Origin of the sequence: Limnobaculum eriocheiris (assembly GCF_021010575.1) — a bacterium.
Classification (GTDB): Bacteria; Pseudomonadota; Gammaproteobacteria; order Enterobacterales; family Enterobacteriaceae; genus Limnobaculum; species Limnobaculum eriocheiris.
This window is the reverse complement of the sequence record NZ_JAJNAG010000035.1, coordinates 17,955-35,163: the sequence shown is the minus strand read 5'-3', so window position 1 is coordinate 35,163 and position 17,209 is coordinate 17,955. Positions and strand designations below refer to the sequence as shown.

Annotated in this window: 15 protein-coding genes and 1 pseudogene; 6 read left to right on the top strand and 10 right to left on the bottom strand. The window is 45.4% G+C overall.

Annotated features, from left to right (window positions below; genetic code table 11):
* The first annotated feature begins 298 nt into the window (after positions 1 to 298).
* From LPW36_RS13365 to LPW36_RS13350, 4 genes and pseudogenes are all read left to right on the top strand, one after another.
* Positions 299 to 1,198 (top strand): manganese-dependent inorganic pyrophosphatase, encoded by a 900-nt coding sequence (locus tag LPW36_RS13365; RefSeq protein WP_230610383.1) that lies wholly within the window; start codon positions 299 to 301, stop codon positions 1,196 to 1,198.
* A gap of 75 nt (positions 1,199 to 1,273) precedes the next feature.
* Positions 1,274 to 1,537 (top strand): DUF3811 domain-containing protein, encoded by a 264-nt coding sequence (yjbD, locus tag LPW36_RS13360; protein WP_130591216.1) that lies wholly within the window; start codon positions 1,274 to 1,276, stop codon positions 1,535 to 1,537.
* 113 nt (positions 1,538 to 1,650) lie between these two features.
* Positions 1,651 to 1,803 (top strand): annotated as a pseudogene (locus LPW36_RS13355) (helix-turn-helix domain-containing protein); the annotation flags it as partial.
* A gap of 243 nt (positions 1,804 to 2,046) precedes the next feature.
* Positions 2,047 to 3,366 carry a DUF1254 domain-containing protein gene (locus tag LPW36_RS13350; RefSeq protein WP_230610381.1) on the top strand — a complete coding sequence of 440 codons (1,320 nt, stop codon included), beginning with the start codon at positions 2,047 to 2,049 and terminating at the stop codon, positions 3,364 to 3,366.
* A 128-nt stretch (positions 3,367 to 3,494) separates the two neighbouring features.
* On the opposite strand, the gene LPW36_RS13345 is transcribed toward LPW36_RS13350, so the two are convergent.
* The 8 genes from LPW36_RS13345 to LPW36_RS13310 all read right to left on the bottom strand — a co-directional run bounded on the left by LPW36_RS13345 (position 3,495) and on the right by LPW36_RS13310 (position 11,485).
* Positions 3,495 to 3,812, bottom strand: a complete 318-nt coding sequence (locus LPW36_RS13345; RefSeq protein WP_230610379.1) for a c-type cytochrome — start codon at positions 3,810 to 3,812, stop codon at positions 3,495 to 3,497.
* Positions 3,809 to 4,306, bottom strand: coding sequence for a TlpA family protein disulfide reductase (locus LPW36_RS13340; protein WP_230610377.1), 498 nt, complete (start codon positions 4,304 to 4,306; stop codon positions 3,809 to 3,811). The genes LPW36_RS13345 and LPW36_RS13340 overlap by 4 nt, the downstream gene beginning before the upstream one ends.
* Positions 4,296 to 5,009: an ABC transporter ATP-binding protein gene (locus tag LPW36_RS13335; RefSeq protein ID WP_420844784.1), complete on the bottom strand. Its 714-nt coding sequence runs from the start codon at positions 5,007 to 5,009 to the stop codon at positions 4,296 to 4,298. Before LPW36_RS13335 ends, LPW36_RS13340 begins: the two co-directional genes overlap by 11 nt.
* Positions 5,010 to 5,011: 2 nt before the next feature.
* Positions 5,012 to 6,124: an ABC transporter permease gene (locus LPW36_RS13330; RefSeq protein WP_230610391.1), complete on the bottom strand. Its 1,113-nt coding sequence runs from the start codon at positions 6,122 to 6,124 to the stop codon at positions 5,012 to 5,014.
* Between the two features lie 13 nt (positions 6,125 to 6,137).
* Positions 6,138 to 7,418, bottom strand: coding sequence for an ABC transporter permease (locus LPW36_RS13325; protein WP_230610375.1), 1,281 nt, complete (start codon positions 7,416 to 7,418; stop codon positions 6,138 to 6,140).
* Positions 7,419 to 7,420: 2 nt separating this feature from the next.
* Positions 7,421 to 8,791 carry a Fe-S-containing protein gene (locus tag LPW36_RS13320; protein WP_230610389.1) on the bottom strand — a complete coding sequence of 457 codons (1,371 nt, stop codon included), beginning with the start codon at positions 8,789 to 8,791 and terminating at the stop codon, positions 7,421 to 7,423.
* A gap of 158 nt (positions 8,792 to 8,949) precedes the next feature.
* On the bottom strand, positions 8,950 to 9,477 hold the full coding sequence (locus LPW36_RS13315) for an iron transporter (protein ID WP_218465876.1): 528 nt from the start codon (positions 9,475 to 9,477) through the stop codon (positions 8,950 to 8,952).
* A gap of 91 nt (positions 9,478 to 9,568) precedes the next feature.
* On the bottom strand, positions 9,569 to 11,485 hold the full coding sequence (locus LPW36_RS13310) for an FTR1 family iron permease (RefSeq protein ID WP_230610374.1): 1,917 nt from the start codon (positions 11,483 to 11,485) through the stop codon (positions 9,569 to 9,571).
* A 656-nt stretch (positions 11,486 to 12,141) separates the two neighbouring features.
* On the opposite strand from LPW36_RS13310, the gene LPW36_RS13305 reads away from it, so the two are divergent.
* Positions 12,142 to 12,891: an FNR family transcription factor gene (locus LPW36_RS13305; RefSeq protein ID WP_230610373.1), complete on the top strand. Its 750-nt coding sequence runs from the start codon at positions 12,142 to 12,144 to the stop codon at positions 12,889 to 12,891.
* A 118-nt stretch (positions 12,892 to 13,009) separates the two neighbouring features.
* Positions 13,010 to 13,954 carry a universal stress protein UspE gene (gene uspE, locus LPW36_RS13300; RefSeq protein ID WP_230610372.1) on the top strand — a complete coding sequence of 315 codons (945 nt, stop codon included), beginning with the start codon at positions 13,010 to 13,012 and terminating at the stop codon, positions 13,952 to 13,954.
* A 77-nt stretch (positions 13,955 to 14,031) separates the two neighbouring features.
* Here uspE and pntB read toward each other — a convergent pair whose 3' ends face one another.
* Together pntB and pntA are read right to left on the bottom strand one after the other, a co-directional pair.
* The gene (pntB, locus tag LPW36_RS13295; RefSeq protein WP_230610370.1) at positions 14,032 to 15,438 is read right to left on the bottom strand and encodes a Re/Si-specific NAD(P)(+) transhydrogenase subunit beta; all 1,407 of its coding nucleotides are present in this window, start codon (positions 15,436 to 15,438) and stop codon (positions 14,032 to 14,034) included.
* Positions 15,439 to 15,450: 12 nt separating this feature from the next.
* Positions 15,451 to 16,983 (bottom strand): Re/Si-specific NAD(P)(+) transhydrogenase subunit alpha, encoded by a 1,533-nt coding sequence (pntA, locus tag LPW36_RS13290; protein WP_230610368.1) that lies wholly within the window; start codon positions 16,981 to 16,983, stop codon positions 15,451 to 15,453.
* Positions 16,984 to 17,209: the final 226 nt, after the last annotated feature.

The window sequence follows — 17,209 nt, the reverse complement described above, 5'->3', positions numbered from 1 at the left end:
TTTAAGGACGGCGATTATCTGGTGCTCTGTGAATCGGATTTTACGCATGGTGATCTCCTCAGGGGACATAATCAGTATGTCAGAAGATCTCTAAAAGTGAATGGGTCGTTTTGATGGGATACTTACACCTGCACTTTTCATCTTTAGTATAAGTTAGATTTATGATTGCGATATTTAACCCTTGAAATCCGGGGAGTGGTTCAATAGTCTGCATCGTTAAAATATCGGAAGATTAATGCAATTTGCCACTTCAGCCAAACCCCGGCAAATTTTCGTCACAATAGTATAAGGCAAATTTATGATTTCAGTTTTCGGTCACCTGAACCCGGACAGTGATTCAATATGCTGCGCGATTGTTGTTAGCGACTGGCTAAACTTTTGCGGACAATCCGCAACGGCTTATCGATTGGGGGAACTAAATCCAGAAACTGAATTTATCCTGTCACAGGCTCACTGCCCTTCACCACCATTGCTTGAGCACAATATAACCGGAAAACCAGTCTGGCTGGTGGATTTCAGCGATTTAGAACAAGGCCCTGAGAACCTGGACAAAAGTCAGGTGATAGGTTTAATCGATCACCATCGTCTGGGCTCGTTGATGACCACAGAACCGCTGGACGCATGGATAAGGCGAGTCGGCTGTTGCGCTACTCTGGTTTTTGATATTGTTACCCGCACTTCGGGCTATCAATTAAGCGAGTCACATGCCTTATTGTTGCTCGGCGCCATCCTCAGCGATACGGTAGCATTTCAGTCGCCGACCACCACAGAACAGGACCGACAAACCGCCCATAGGTTAAGCCAGATAGCTAATGTCGATCCGGATATTTTCATTATCAAATTGTTGGACGCTAAAACCGATATCAGCGGGCTCAGCATTGAACGATTACTGCAAAAAGATGAGAAAAATTATTTAATTGGCGATTATAAGCTGATTCTTGGTCAAATAGAGGTCAGCGATTTTCATACCATTGAAGACAAAGTACCGGCGCTGTCGCAGGAAATGGAAAAGCGCGCACATACTGAAGGTCTGGATTTCTATGTTTTAATGATCACCTCCTTATTCAGCTCGCAGAGCCGTCTCTATTTTTCCCAAAATAACCCAATAAGTCAGCTACCTGTCACCATTGAAAATATGTTAAGCCGTAAAAAACAGTTAGTTCCCTGGTTAACCCAAAAACTGAATGCAGACAAATAATTAACTATGGTGGCATACCCACCATCTGATTTTCACGTTACACTAAATATTATCTGCCATCGGGAAGGAGCATTAATGAAAAAGTTAACCTTAAAAGATTTAACTGAAAGCCAGTTACAGCAGATCAAAATGAAACAGGCACAATTAAAAAGAGAATTAGGTCGCTCTTTAACCAATAGTGAACTCAATAAAGCCAAAGAAGACGTTATTGCTCAAATAATGAAAGAGTTGGAAAAAGAAGAGAAAAAAGCCAGGGCAGAAAAGAAAAAAGATAAATATGTTCCCAGCGACGAAACCTTCAGCTGGAGCAAAAAGAACCACTCACGGGGTGTTCGGTAACCGTTAATTTGTATTAGTCTCGATCTAATCTGACACAGCACCTTGAAAAGGTGAGAGTTACCGGTTTTGATATGGGTGTCGAATCCTTATTCAAAACACAAAAGGTAACTCTCATGTTGCATACTAACAATCCCATCATTAAACACAAAGCCGGTTTATTAAATTTGGCTGAAGAACTTAAGAATGTTTCCAGAGCCTGTAAAATCATGGGCGTTTCACGAGATACGTTTTATCGGTATCAAGAACTGGTTGAAGATGGCGGTATCGTATTATAATAATGAACGGACTCATCAAGGAAAAGTCTGCTGTGGGCGTACGCCGATAGAAACTCTTCATGATGGAAAACGTGTCTGGGCAGAAAAGAATCTGAGCCAGATGTAATCTGACAGACACCTATAAAAACCGGTAACTGTCAGATCAGGTCTGAGCTAGTACAGTTTATAGGCTCTAATTTTTAACTATATTCAATAAGTTGATTAGGTAAATTGTTTATATTCTCGGAGAAGAAAATGGTTGGAAAAAAAATACTGGTCTCATTGCTAGCCACTTCAGCGATGTTAAGCCCCTTTGCTACTCAGTTTGCTTTTGCTAAGCCTATCCCAGATAAGCTAGCGCAAGACGCTTTCATTTATGCTTATTCTATTGACGAAGCTTACAAATTTTTCTACGAAACTGCCGTTGAAACTGATACACCACTCAATCGTTTTCAAAATATTCGTCATATTGCCGACGACTCATATACTGCCCATGTGACCATAAATAATGACACATTGCATCTAATGGGGTGGTTAGATGTAGCCGCAGAGCCAGTTGTGGTAAGTGTTCCTGATATGGATGAAGGCCGTTATTGGATCCTACATACAATGGACATGGGACATTACACAACGTCAATGATTGGTTCACGTTTGCGAGGGAATAAAGGCGGTAAATTTATGTTTGCTGCTCGTTCATGGACAGGGGATATTCCTGCAAGTGTCGATGAAGTTATTTATGTTGATTCGAATATCATTAAGTTGATGGGTCGAATCATGGCTGTGGGCAAAGAGGATGAAAAAGTTGCCCTAAATTATATGGATGATTGGAACATTAGAACATTATCGGCGTACCTTGGTGTTCCGGGACCTAAAGAAAAAGTCAGAACCTATCCAAAATATGACGAAACGAACTGGTTGCAGAGAGTGAACTACGTTCTGTGTGATGGTGATATGGGTACTGCTGACAAGAAATGGTTAGATCAATACAAATCAATTGGCCTCGAACCTTGTAAAACCGACTTTACCAAAGAGCAATTAGCTGCTGCTAAAGTAGGTAAAGAGTTAGGTATGAAACACCTTCAAGAACTCGCTCCTCAAATGACTAATGCTGGCAAATTACTTGGCACGAGAGAGCAGTTGGGAGATGGTGAACGTGATCTGTTTGCAGAAGGTACCTATTTGGGTCAGTGGGGTTTACCGCCTGATGAATCAGTTTACTTGAAAGCAGAAAAGGGAGAAGACGGTAAGAATATCAATGGTTCGAATGGTAAGAAATACACAATGCATTTCAAGGCTCCTGATGTGAGTCAGTTCTGGTCGTTTACAGTATATGGATCAGATAATCGTCTGATGGCTCACAACGAGATTAATCGTCACAGCCGTGGTGACCGTACACTAAAACCCGATGCCGATGGAATGTATACAATTGAGCTAAGTTCAACAGGAAAAGAAAGCGATACCAATTGGCTGCCAATTCCAGAAAAAGATGCTTACATAATCTTGCGTTTGTATGGACCGAGTAAAGAAATACAGGAAGGTGGATATCCATTCCCTACGCTAAAAGTTAGTAAGTAATTCGCAACCATGTATTGAACTGAACAGTTAATTTATACCAGGCAACGTCGGGCCACGCCCGACGCACACTAAAGCTGAATTCGACCCTGTAAATAATTCTGTGTAACTGCCACACCACAAGAACAATATCAATCTGACTTCATCGTCGGAATAAATTTCGCCAGATTTTTAATATCTTCATCCGTCAGGCGTTTTTTAACCTGGTTACCCGCGCCTTTCACATCGCCATTTCGCCGTTTTGTTAATGCCTCAATAATCTGCTGCTCTTTCAGGCTGGTTAATGGGCGAGCTTTGTTCAGCGCGGTTTTCTCCCCCTTCTTGCCATGGCAGGAGGCGCAGTTCATGTTATAAAACTTTTGTTCAGGTTGCGCTGCCGCTGTCGGGTTTACCCAGCTAAACAACAGCAACATTAACCCCGGATAACCGATTTTCATTAACGGCATCATCCCTTAGCCTTCTGAAAGATTGCCTTTAGTTGAGGCTCATGCATCATCCCTACATACTGCTCCTGTAAGGTTCCCTGAGAATCAATCAAAAATGAGGTTGGGGTACCAATAACCTGATAGCGCTCCTGAGTAATCGCCAGTTGATCGCGTACATTAGGGAATGAAACCTTCATATCCGTTAATAGCGCCTGAATATTAGTATCTTCTTTATCCGTATTAATACCCACCACCACGATATTATCCCGATATTCCTGACTCAATTTCTCCAGCGTTGGCATCTCTGCCAGACAGCCACTGCAGTTAGAAGCCCAGAAATTCAGGTAAATATACTTTCCTTTCCACTGTTCCAGAGAAGTTTTATTACCGGATAGGTCATAGGCCGCCAACGCAGGCGCCTGAGTGCCAATCTTTGCCTTTTCTTCCTTACAGCCTGACAGCAATAATGCTGCACTAATCAGCAGCAACACGCCGGATTTACGCATATTAAATCGCATTTTCCACCTCGCGATTATTCACTTCTTCACTCAAATACTTTCCATGCTGTAGCCTGATAATACGATCGGCAAAGCGCCCCAGCTCAGGGTTATGGGTCACCATAACAATGGTCCGCCCTTGCTTATGTAAATCCGTCAGTAAACCTAACACTAACTGCTCATTCTGCTCATCCAGATTTCCCGTCGGTTCATCAGCAAAAATCACCGGTGGCTCATTAACCAACGCCCGGGCAATACATACCCGCTGTTGTTCACCGCCAGAAAGCTGGCTGGGCAAATGGTCAAATCGATGATCTAACCCCACCTGCTCCAATACCTTACGAGCCGCCTTCTCATCCACCACACTGTGATAATGCTGGGCCAACATCACATTCTCCAACGCCGTAAGAAACGGAATCAGGTGAAACTGCTGAAACACCAAACCAATTTTATCCGAGCGGAAAGCTCTGTGCCCTTCTTCATCCAGTACTGCCGCATCGGTGCCATCGAGCAATACCTGACCTTCACTGGCGGTATCCAGACAGGTTAAAATATTCATCAATGTGGTTTTTCCCGATCCTGACGCGCCCATAATGGCGATAAATTCCCCGCGTTTAATTTGCAGGTTAATATCATCCAGTGCGACAACCTGACCAAATCGCTTATACAGATGGTGGGTTTCAATCACCCATGGTGAGGAGTTCTGACTAACTGATTGTGTCACCGTTATTCTCCCTTTAACACTTTAGCCGGTTCAATCTTCACGGCACGATAAGTCGGTAAAACAGCTGCAATTAAAGCAACCAATAATGAAAGGATAAAAGTTAATGGAATAACCTGAGCACGCAGGTCAATAGAAGCAGAGAACACCGTTTGTCCCAGAATCTGTGCCAGAATATAACCAGTCACTACCCCGGCAATAATGGCAAACAGTGCGATAATCATGGTTTCCGCCATAATCTGACGCACAATATCTCGCCCTTTAGCACCTAAAGCTTTTTGCAGCGCAAACTCTTTTGAACGCTCGCTAACAATCGCCATTAGCGTGGTATTGACGCACAGCGTCGACAATACCAGAATCACCAGAGAGACTAGCCCCATCAAGCCTTTAATCTTATCCAGCACCTGACCTTCACTGGCAGATACTTTACGAATAGGTCGAATTTCCAGGTCCGGATAACGCTGTTGTAACTGTTGAGCAAACGCATCAACCTGACCGGCTTCATTACTCACGCTCAGTAATCCATGACTGATTGCGCCGGGCTGTTTCAACCAGCTTTGGGCTAAAGGCAGGTTGATAATCAGCACGTTATCCGTCGCATCACCGGACTCAACAATACCTCTGATTTGCAAAGATTTTTTCTGGTCGCCATCAACCAGCACCACAGAGTCACCCACTTTTAACTCAAGACGATTGGCCAGCTTATAGCCAATCATAGCTTTACGATCGTCAAAACTAACGCTAATCCAGCTACCGGTGACCTGCCAGTAAGGGACTAGTTGTTTAAGTGACTCAAACCGGACGCCCATGATGACGACTTTTTCCAGTTCGGTACGCGCCATACCATACAGATAAGGACTTTCAGCCCCAATTAGCCCTTTAGGCGCTTGTTCGATAATCTGTTGATAATCATTTAACGGTAAGCTATTTCCATGACCGGGGCCAATATAGAAATTAGCGCCAAAGGTGCGTAATTCCTGGCTCATTTTAGTATTAATATCGAAATAGACCGCAGACATTGCGGTGACAATAGCCGCCCCTACCGCCAGCGCGGCAAAAATCACTACTACCCGCTGCATTCTTAGCTTTAGTGCCCGTAATACCAGGCGCCAGAACATATTTTGAGAATGGTTAACGCCCATACAGTACCTCCACCGGATACAGATAAGCGATACGACGTGCCGGGAACCAGGTACCCGCCAGCGCAATTAGGACTGACAGCACCAGAACGCAAGGCACAACAATCCAGGCAAAACTTAATGGTGCATCAAATAGCATCAGGCCAATTCCTTTTGCCAGCCCCCAACCGGCAATACAACCCAGTAGCCCGCCGATAACGCCGCTCATTGCCGCCTCCAGATAGAACAGCATCATGATTTGCCACTGCCTTGCGCCCAATGCTTTCATTAACCCGATCTCTTTGGTTCGCTCCATAATGTTACTGGTCATCAACGACGCAATACCCATTGCAGATGCCAGTAATGCAGCCAGAGTAACCACCGCCAGCAGCAGTTGAATCTTTTCAATTACTATCCCTTCGGAAGCCGCTACCTGCCAGATAGGGCGTACACCGGAACCTGAAATGGCCTCTTCCAACTGGTGCGCAATGGAAGAAACATAAGCGGTGCAGTACCACAGGTCATACTCTTCCGCATCCAGCGACTCCAGATCGGCCCTGGCTTTTCGCGATAGCTCGTTTTCAGGCACCGTTAATGCAGACACCCGAATGGCCTGAACTTTACCCTGAAGCCCCAGCAATTCCTGAACCTGTGCCAGAGGCAATACCAGTTGTTGCTCTTCATCTCCACCACTGGCCAGAATGCCACTAATGGCCACATCTATTGTCGTTTTCGAGCCTTTTAACGTGACAACGTCACCAATTTTCCAACCGGTTTGCTGTGCCAATTGCTGGCCTAACAGGGCTTGATGTTTTTCACCGGTTTCATCTGGCCACTGGCCTGAAACCTGCCAATAGGTACTGATAATCTTCTGACCGGTGTGATAATTTTCTTCATCCGGTACATCTACTTTTTGCTCAAAGAAAGTACCCAGAACCGGTATCGCTTTCCCCTGCACTTCGACTTCACCACTCAGCAGTGGCGCGAAGCCCATAATATTATTGCGCCAGAAGATATCCTTAATATTAGGAAGCTCTGTCTGATCGAGAAAATCTTGCCCCGCCAGTGGGTTACTCTTCTCACCAAACAGTGAAGGCAATGTTGCCTGCCCTGCCGGTTCAATCAGAATATTGGCGCCATAGGATTTCATCTCCCGCGCCATTTTGTCACCAATATCTATTGATACTGCCAGCAACGCAGAAACCAGCCCCGCGGCCAGAAATATTGTCATCACCGCCAAGAGCTTTTTACGGATATTTCGCGACCATGACTGTCGTAACATAAGCCACAACATAGTTACTGTTCCTCCTTCACAAACTTCTCCGGGTTGTCCCTGAAGGCTTCATAGTTTGCTGCCGTTGAGAAGAAGTAGGTTTTTCCGGCAAAGGTATAGCGATGTTCCGCTTTGGTATTAGTCAGCTTGCTGCCGTCGACCGGATCGGTCACTTCCAGCGTTACAATGGTAGAGAAGTAATTTAGCCCACTCTCCAGCGATTTTTTACTGATGGTCAATTCCGTATCGGTCATATCCCATTCATCAATTGGTACCGGATTACAGCCGCCGGGTTTACCAATCGAAGGAATAAAGATGCGCACATCGCAGGCAACACAGATAACCTGATTACCCTCCATCACATAGCCCTGATCGCCACACAGCAGACAGGCATCAAATACCACCCCTAAGCGTAACTTATCCGGATAGCGGTTTATGACAAAAAAACGAACCGCTTTACCGTCTTCAGCCACCCAGACAAAACGATGCAATTTACCGTCTTTTACCTGTTCAACGGGAATATGCACCAGACCATCACTGGCCAGAGTGACCGGCAGCGCTTCAGAAAGCCTTGGCGGTTGAGAGGCTACTTTGTCCCAATACAGTTGAGCCCCGGCGGTCAGCAACGCCAACAGTAATGTGATAACAAAGATACGGCGGGAATTCTGATAATGGACCACCGCTTTGCGATGTTCGATTGGGCGAGGCTCTGCCCGGGCGATAGAACGCGGCAATACCACTTTAATTAAATAAATAACGCCACTAAACAGCAACACCGCGGCACATACATAGCTGTTAAGACTATTGATATTCGTCACTTTTGCCACATAGCTGAGTAATGATTTGGTTAACTCAACCACCTGTAGCTTCATCAATACCAGCATCAGCTCACCGGACAGTGGTGCTAACAGCAATAATGACAGAATGATCAGTAGCGGCCAGCGTAAATAGCGCAATTGACGCATACAAAATGTCATTAACGTACCGGAAAACGCCACCAGAATGAGTCCGGCCACCACCGCACTGATATTTAGAAGTAAATCAGTGTTGATAACGTTAGTGGCGGTAATCGCGCTAAGGTTTGGCGTTTGCCCCCAACGCAAAGCCGCGACAAACAGCAAAACTAACTGCCAGAAATAACCAACTTTTGACAACGAGACCAGTTGGCTTAACAAAAACAGCAGTATCAGCGTCAGCTGTAATGCGGTGCAAAACAGTACCCATTGTTGCGATGTTGGAAGGTTAATACCGGTTGCCGTTCCGGCAAAAAATCCCAGCAGGGTTAACCAAATTAATGGACGAACATGGGGCGTTTTGCGTAAAGACCAGTTAAGCCCCAACAGCAAAGCGGTTGGTAGAAATGATTGTAATACCGAAACCAGAAAATAACTCATCATCGACATGTACCCCGCTCGCTAACAAAGCCGAAGCGGCAATATATTCAGAATTTATTATTAGTTGTATGAACTATCGCCGTCCCATACAACCAACAACACAGAAATATCAAAACAACCGCCGGGTAAGTAAACTCACTCACCCGACGAGGCTGGGCTTAGTTCAGACCGACATATTTAAAGTCGAAGCTAACATCAAATGGTTTCCACCAACGGCCAACGCCGGTTTCGCTATCGGTGTGACGATGTAAACCTGCTTTTGATGGCGGTTCAATGTGGTAAGTCACTTTATAGTTACCCACGCCCATCATTTTGATATTGGCACCATAGTGAGGGCCATCACCCGCCACCATTGGCATAAAGGTACCTTCCTGCTTTTCACCGGTATCGGTGTTAACCAGGGTATAAGCGATGGTCAGGTATGGCATCCACTCTCCAGCCCCAAAACCATTCTTGTTACCTTCAACAGAATGGATATCCGCTTCCAGATGAATATCCGCCTTAGCTGCCGGTAGCCCCATGCCACGAGGTTCCATGTCGATCGGCTGTAAATAAACGGCTGCGATCTCCATTTCATTCATTTTGACGGGTTCACCGGCTGGATACTCTTTAAAAGCCAGTGCTGCAGGTGCAGTAAACAGACCCGCAATCAACGCACCAGTAACTAATGTTTTATTCATTGCCATCTTTTTTCCATCCTCTTTATTATCAGTATTGGTATTGCCGCTTTCGCTGCGACATTAAGAACAAACGCAAAGCAACGAGCAAAGCTTCCTGTTATGCATTCGCCGCTATCGCAGACGAATTTTTTTTCATCACCCAAAGCGCAACCAAAGCAGCAACAATCAGTACTGCCTGCGGAGCCAGGGTTTCGATATAGGGGTAGATCCCCAGCCAGGAAATTTCAGGCATTCCTGACAACAACGTAGGCTCAAACAGTTTTCCTTCAATCAACTCCAGAACACCTTTGCCTGCGAAAACAAAAGCCATCAGATACATAAAGCTACCGGTAAACATAAAGAATGGTTTCAACGGTAATTTCACTACGGTAAAACGCATGATCAGATAGGCAATCAGTAAAATGACACAGCCAATCACAAAACCGGCCAGAATAGAGAGATGACCGCTGACAGAGGTTGAGTCCCCCATCAGGGCAAAATAGAACAGAACGGTTTCAGCCCCTTCGCGGTATACCGCCAAGAAGCAGGTTAACCAAAGGCCAACCACCGAGCCGGTACTTAACGATTGGGAAAGTTTACCTTCTAAATAGGCTTTCCAGTGGCGAGCTTCCACTTTAGACAATAACCAATAGCTCATGGAGAACAGCATCACTACGGCTATCAGCATGGTTATGCCTTCCAGTAACTCACGGCTGGCACCGGAATTAGAGAACAACCACTGGAACAGCACCGCGGTTATTACGCTGGTAACCAGCGCAACATATACCGACTGACGAATGAGTCGTAGCTTGTCATGATGGTTGTTCTTCACCAGATAGGCCACAATGGCAGCAACGATCAGCAGTGCTTCCAGACCTTCACGTACAATAATCAGCAAACTATAGATCAACAGGCTCCAACTGGTCTGGCCGCCGGTACCCAGCATCTCTACCGCAGAATTTAGATCCTGCTGCAAAGCCTGAGACTGTTGCTGTATCGACTCCATGGGTTGCCCGGCTTTAATCTGGCTCACCATACGAGTGAAATAGCTTTCAATTTTGGTTTTAAAGGCAGAATCACGGGAACCGATCTTATTTTCCATCCCGCTGGCTTCAAACAGGTCGAAGTAAGCATCCTGAATCGCCATCATTGCGCCTTTAGCATCACCGGCACCATACTGTTCCAACGCGGCATTAACCGCCTTATCAATATCCGTAACCACTTTCGGCCAGTCAGCATCAGGCACACTATCTTTAATAGCGCTATTGGTGCTGGCTACAGCCTGTTGGGTATCACGGGTGGTTGGTAACCCGGGAAGAAGATCTTCAAGGTCCTGTAATAAGGTTGTGATACGATAGCTGACTTCATTCATTTGATCCGCTTCGCCACTGATTTTAATCAGCTCGCTAAACTGCCGATTTATCTCACCTGCTTGCTGAGAAGAGCGGTTCTGACGAACAGACATCTCCATCTCTGAATTTTTAAACCCATCATACTGAGCCTTTTGAATCCGAAGACGCGCTTCCGCATAGTTATTTTGTTGATACAACGAGATAGCTTCTGCCAACAGATCATCAATGGTTTTAAAACTTTGTTGCCAGTAAGGGGCTATTTGGTCATTATCATAAGTGCCGTGCTGTTGTTCTGCCGTTAGTTGATGACCATCGGCCAGAACCGGCAATACACTATCCAGCTCCCCTTTTAACCAATTGATTTTCTCATCAACTTCGCTTTGTGGTTTATTCTCACCAATCATCTTTCTGATTTCACCAAAAGCGGCTTCCATCTGGTAGCTTTTTTGGGCGGAGATATTAATACGAATAGGCCCTTCCAGATTTTCAAACACCTCAAAATAGGCCATTTGAACTTCGGTACGAGCATCAGCGATTTGTTGTTGCTGGTAGAGTTGAGAAGTTTTATCCAGGCGTTGGCGAATATCATCCGTCAACTGCTTATAATCGGTATCGGCTACAACCACAGCGCTTAACGCCAGCCATCCTATGCAAAGTAACAAAGCTTTCTGAATAATACGCATAATTATGATAAACATTCTCACAATAATATTTATTCTCATTATACGTAATTAATTAATATAATAAACCTGATCTCTATCAAACTATGACAAAAGTAGAAACAGATATCTCTATATTATGCAACGTTATCGAAAAACGCCTGATACATCAGTATCCGGATAAAAATAGCCTCCCTGACCCGGTATATACTGATTTAATAGCAAAGAGAGAACGTAGCGTTACCTTAACGGTTAGCTAAATTGGTTTAAAACATACCTGTCAATTATACTAGTCATAGAGTTGTTCACCTGACAATCTCAAAAAACAGACAAAAAATGACCACAATGTTAAATAATCATCAATTATTATCGAATTAACCACATCAATTCAGTGTTTATTTTCGATATGGGGTCATATAACAGGTCAAATATCCGTATATTTCTTTTTTTTAACCAAATTTTTAGGTTTGAGATTAAAAAAGCATCAAATCGATATATACACAACAATAAAGTGGTTATTAATCGGATCAGCGTTCAAATTAATTATCATTAGAATCATCGCGTTATTGTTTTTTTGTCGTTATGCTCACAACTCTTGTACCGACTTTTGTTCAAGCCTTACCTATTAGGCGAAAAACTGTTAAAATTGACACATATCAAATAAAGTAGAGTTAAATTTTATGATTCCGGAAAAGCGAACAATTCGGCGCATACAATCAGGCGGATGTGCAATCCACTGTCAGGATTGCTGTATCAGCCCGTTATGCATTCCTTTTACGCTGAATGAGCATGAACTGAATCAGCTCGACAATATTATTGAGCGTAAAAAGCCGATTCAAAAAGGTCAGGCTCTGTTTAAAGCAGGCGACGATCTGAAATCTCTGTATGCCATTCGCTCCGGTACTATAAAAAGCTATACCATCACTGAACAAGGTGATGAGCAAATCACTGGCTTCCATCTGGCAGGTGACTTGGTGGGTTTTGATGCCATTGGTAATCATATGCACCCAAGCTTTGCTCAGGCGCTGGAAACCTCGATGGTTTGCGAAATTCCTTATGAAGTACTGGACGATCTGTCCGGTAAAATGCCAAGCCTGCGTCAACAAATCATGCGTCTGATGAGCGGTGAGATTAAAGGCGATCAGGACATGATTCTGCTGTTGTCGAAGAAAAATGCAGAAGAGCGTCTGGCGGCGTTTATTTATAACTTCTCTCGCCGTTTTGCCCAGCGCGGTTTCTCCCCAAGAGAGTTCCGCCTGACCATGACCCGTGGTGATATTGGTAACTATCTGGGCCTGACGGTTGAAACCATCAGTCGTTTACTGGGGCGTTTTCAGAAAAGCGAAATCCTGAGCGTTAAAGGTAAATATATTACTATTCAGGATATCGACACCCTGGCCGAACTGGCTGGTCAAAATCAAAGCGAATAATCATTGTCGGATCAGGATTTTAACCAAATCTTGATCCGAGTCCCGTTCCTCGTCTGTTCTGTTCCCTTTATATGGTTTATCTTTAACTATACTTTAGGTATTTAACGGGAGGCGCTAAATGGCACATTATCAAAATCTTCTTGTCGCAATCGATCCGGATGAAGAGGATCAAGCCGCTCTACGGCGCGCCGTCTATCTTGTTCGTCGTAATGGCGGGAAAATTAAGGCATTTCTGCCTATTTTCGATTTTTCTTATGAAGTGACCAGCCTGCTCTCTCTGGATGAACGCATGGCGATGCGCCAAAGCGCTATCGACCAGCGGGTAGCCTGGATACGTCAGTTAAGCCACTACTATCTGGAATCCGGCGTTAATATTGAAATTAAAGTTGTCTGGCATAAACGCTATCATGAAGCGGTCATTGAAGAGATTATCGAACACGACCACGACCTGCTGCTTAAAGCGGCCCACCAACACGATATACTGGAATCGGTAATCTTCACCCCGCTGGACTGGCACCTGCTACGTAAAGCACCTTGTGCGGTCTGGATGGTAAAAGATCAGCCGTGGCCGGAGCATGGTAAAGCACTGGTTTCTGTTAACCTTTCCAGTGAAGAAGATTTCCACGATGAGCTAAACCGCAAACTGGTTAGAGAATCACTGGAGCTGGCCGCTTTTGCTGACAGCACCGAAGTTGAGCTGGTCAGTGCATACCCTTCTACATCCATCAATATTGCTATTGAGCTGCCGGAATTTGATCCTACGGTTTATAACAATGCCATTCGCGGCCAGTTCCTGGTGGCCATGAAAGCACTGCGTCAGGAATTCGGTATTCCGGAAGAGTTGACCCACGTAGAAAAAGGCATGCCGGAAGATGTTATCCCGGCAGTGGCTGAACAAATTCATGCCGGTATTGTGGTATTGGGTACCGTCGGCAGAACCGGGCTCTCCGCTGCCTTTATTGGTAATACCGCAGAACGTCTGATCGGTCATCTGAAATGTGACCTTCTGGCGATTAAACCGGATGACACATCAGAGCATGACGATCATGATGATGAAGATTAACAGAGTTTGATTCATGAGAAAGGGCCGCAATTGCGGCCCTTTCTTTTGCTTACGGCAATGAATCTTATCAATGAATCTTATAAAGCGCGTAGGATTTTATCCACACTCTCTTTAGCATCACCAAACAGCATTTGGGTATTTTCTTTGAAGAACAGCGGGTTCTGAACGCCGGCATAGCCGGTATTCATAGAACGTTTAAATACGATAACGTTCTGCGCTTTCCACACTTCCAGTACTGGCATACCCGCGATAGGACTACGAGGATCTTCCATCGCTGCCGGGTTAACCGTGTCGTTTGCACCAATGACTAATACGGTATCGGTATCCGGGAAATCTTCGTTGATTTCATCCATCTCCAGTACGATATCATAAGGTACTTTGGCTTCTGCCAGCAGTACGTTCATATGGCCAGGTAAGCGCCCTGCAACCGGGTGAATACCAAAGCGAACTTTAATACCACGCTCACGTAACCTGGCGGTAATATCAGCAACCGGATATTGCGCCTGTGCCACAGCCATACCGTATCCCGGAGTGATGATAACAGAGCTGGAATTCTTCAGCAGTTCTGCCACTTCTTCCGCCGTCGTTTCACGGTGTTCGCCCACTTCTTCGTCTTCACCGGTAGAGGAACCATCGGTACCAAATCCGCCGGCAATAACGCTGATAAACGAACGGTTCATCGCTTTACACATGATGTAAGACAGAATCGCACCGGAAGAACCAACCAGCGCACCGGTTACGATCAGCAGGTCGTTACTCAACATAAAGCCCGCTGCCGCTGCCGCCCAGCCTGAGTAGGAGTTCAGCATTGAAACCACTACCGGCATATCCGCACCGCCGATAGAAGCCACCAGATGCCAACCAAATGCCAGTGCAATCAGCGTCATTATCAGTAATGCAAACACCTGGAACCCGGTGCTATCACTGTTAACAAACAGAACCATCAGTACAAATGAAACCAATACCGCAGCCAGATTCAGCTTATGGCGATGAGGTAACATCATTGGTTTAGATGAAATAATGCCGCGCAGTTTACCAAACGCCACAACGGAACCGGTAAAGGTAACCGCACCAATGAAGATCCCAAGGAATACTTCAACGTTATGGATGTTTAACACCACTTGCAGTTCGTGTGCCGGTACGCCTTCCATATGTGGGCCAACGATATAGCTGTTAAAACCAACTAATACCGCAGCCAGACCGACGAAGCTGTGCAGAATAGCAACCAGCTCCGGCATTTCGGTCATCTCTACTTTTCTGGCAAGGTAAATACCGATAGCGCCACCGATGATCATCGCCATGATAATCCAGCCTACATTACTTGAATAAGGCCCGAAAATCGTCGCGATTAAAGCAATTGCCATCCCCAGTACGCCAAAGGTATTACCCATTTTTGACGTTTCATGCTTGGATAAACCAGCAAGACTGAAAATAAACAACACCGCGGCAACAATATATGCGGCAGTAACTAATCCTCCAGACATATTTGTTACTCCTTAGTTCTTCCGGAACATTTTCAGCATGCGCTGGGTGACGGTGAATCCACCAAAGATATTAATACTGGCAATCAGTACTGCGATAAATGAGAAGAATGTTACCCATCCACCGTGACCGATCTGCAACAGTGCCCCGACCACAATAATACCGGATATGGCATTGGTTACGGACATTAACGGGGTATGCAGCGCATGGCTTACGTTCCACACCACGTAATAACCGACCACGCACGCCAGTGCGAAAACGGTAAAGTGGGAGAGGAAAGAGGCCGGAGCAACGCTAGCCAACCAACCAAACAGGATGATAGCCAGCGCCAGTAAAGCATATTTTTTCACTGGCGAAGATGGCGCTGCTTCAGCTTTGGCTGCCATTACATCGGCAACTTTTGGTTTCTGCGGCTGTGCTGAAACTTTGATTGGTGGCGCAGGCCAGGTAATTTCACCGGTTTTTACTACCGTAACGCCGCGAATCACATCATCTTCAAAGTTAATATCCAGCTCGCCGTCCTTCTCTTTGCACAGCAGCTTTAACAGGTTAACCAGGTTGGTACCATAAAGCTGAGAAGATTGGGTAGGTAAACGGCTTGGCAGGTCAGTATAACCAATAATTTTCACGCCGTTTGGCGTTTCGGTAATCTGATCCGCTACGGTCAGATCGCAGTTACCACCGTTTTGCGCCGCCAGGTCAACAATCACGCTGCCGGGCTTCATGGACTCAACCATGGCGGTAGTAATCAGTTTTGGTGCCGGTTTACCAGGGATCAATGCGGTAGTAACAATAATGTCCACATCTTTAGCCTGAGCGGCAAACAACTCCATTTCAGCCTTAATAAAGGCTTCGGACATGACTTTCGCGTAACCATCACCACTGCCCGCTTCTTCCTCAAAATCTAACTCAAGGAATTCAGCGCCCATACTCTGAACCTGTTCTTTTACTTCAGGACGGGTATCAAACGCACGGACAATCGCTCCCAGACTGCCTGCGGCGCCGATAGCGGCCAAACCGGCAACCCCTGCCCCTATCACCATCACTTTTGCCGGAGGAACTTTACCAGCGGCAGTAATTTGCCCCGTAAAGAAACGACCAAACTCGTGTGCAGCTTCAACGATCGCACGATAACCGGCGATGTTAGCCATTGAGCTTAGTGCATCCATTGATTGAGCGCGTGAAATGCGAGGTACCGAATCCATTGCCAATACGGTAACTTTTTTGTCGGCCAGTTTCTGCATCAATTCCGGATTTTGCGCAGGCCAGATAAAGCTGACCAACGTTGTGCCTTCGCGAAGTAATTCAATTTCAAACTCTTCTGGCGCATTAACTTTTAAAATAATATCTGACTGCCAGACATCATCTGTTGAGACAATCGTTGCCGCGGCAGCTTCATAAGCTGAGTCCTCAAAGCTGGCAAGCTTACCTGCTCCTTGTTCTATGGCCACAGTGAAGCCTAACTTGATTAACTGCTCAACCGTTTTCGGTGTTGCAGCAACCCGGGCTTCATTGGCCAACCGCTCTCTTGGTACACCAATTCGCATAATATTCCCTTTCATCTGTCGTGGATGATAAGTGTATTGTTAAATCTGACTTAATTTATTTCATTGTTGAGCCGAGAACACTGGATTTGCGTAATAACCACGAAAAGATAATTACCCCGGTTAATTCAGCTGCCTATAACCTACTGAAAATATACTCTGCGATCCACCGTTCTCTCTCTTTATCCGCAAGTTTTTTATCTGGTTGTTATCAAAGTAGTGTAAATAA

Coding starts and splice junctions, on each gene's coding strand:
- LPW36_RS13365 (WP_230610383.1), top strand. CDS start 299: ATGATTTCAGTTTTCGGTCACCTGAACCCGGACAGTGATTCAATATGC.
- yjbD (WP_130591216.1), top strand. CDS start 1,274: ATGAAAAAGTTAACCTTAAAAGATTTAACTGAAAGCCAGTTACAGCAG.
- LPW36_RS13350 (WP_230610381.1), top strand. CDS start 2,047: ATGGTTGGAAAAAAAATACTGGTCTCATTGCTAGCCACTTCAGCGATG.
- LPW36_RS13345 (WP_230610379.1), bottom strand. CDS start 3,812: ATGATGCCGTTAATGAAAATCGGTTATCCGGGGTTAATGTTGCTGTTG.
- LPW36_RS13340 (WP_230610377.1), bottom strand. CDS start 4,306: ATGCGATTTAATATGCGTAAATCCGGCGTGTTGCTGCTGATTAGTGCA.
- LPW36_RS13330 (WP_230610391.1), bottom strand. CDS start 6,124: ATGTTCTGGCGCCTGGTATTACGGGCACTAAAGCTAAGAATGCAGCGG.
- LPW36_RS13325 (WP_230610375.1), bottom strand. CDS start 7,418: ATGTTGTGGCTTATGTTACGACAGTCATGGTCGCGAAATATCCGTAAA.
- LPW36_RS13320 (WP_230610389.1), bottom strand. CDS start 8,791: ATGAGTTATTTTCTGGTTTCGGTATTACAATCATTTCTACCAACCGCT.
- LPW36_RS13315 (WP_218465876.1), bottom strand. CDS start 9,477: ATGGCAATGAATAAAACATTAGTTACTGGTGCGTTGATTGCGGGTCTG.
- LPW36_RS13310 (WP_230610374.1), bottom strand. CDS start 11,485: ATGCGTATTATTCAGAAAGCTTTGTTACTTTGCATAGGATGGCTGGCG.
- LPW36_RS13305 (WP_230610373.1), top strand. CDS start 12,142: ATGATTCCGGAAAAGCGAACAATTCGGCGCATACAATCAGGCGGATGT.
- uspE (WP_230610372.1), top strand. CDS start 13,010: ATGGCACATTATCAAAATCTTCTTGTCGCAATCGATCCGGATGAAGAG.
- pntB (WP_230610370.1), bottom strand. CDS start 15,438: ATGTCTGGAGGATTAGTTACTGCCGCATATATTGTTGCCGCGGTGTTG.
- pntA (WP_230610368.1), bottom strand. CDS start 16,983: ATGCGAATTGGTGTACCAAGAGAGCGGTTGGCCAATGAAGCCCGGGTT.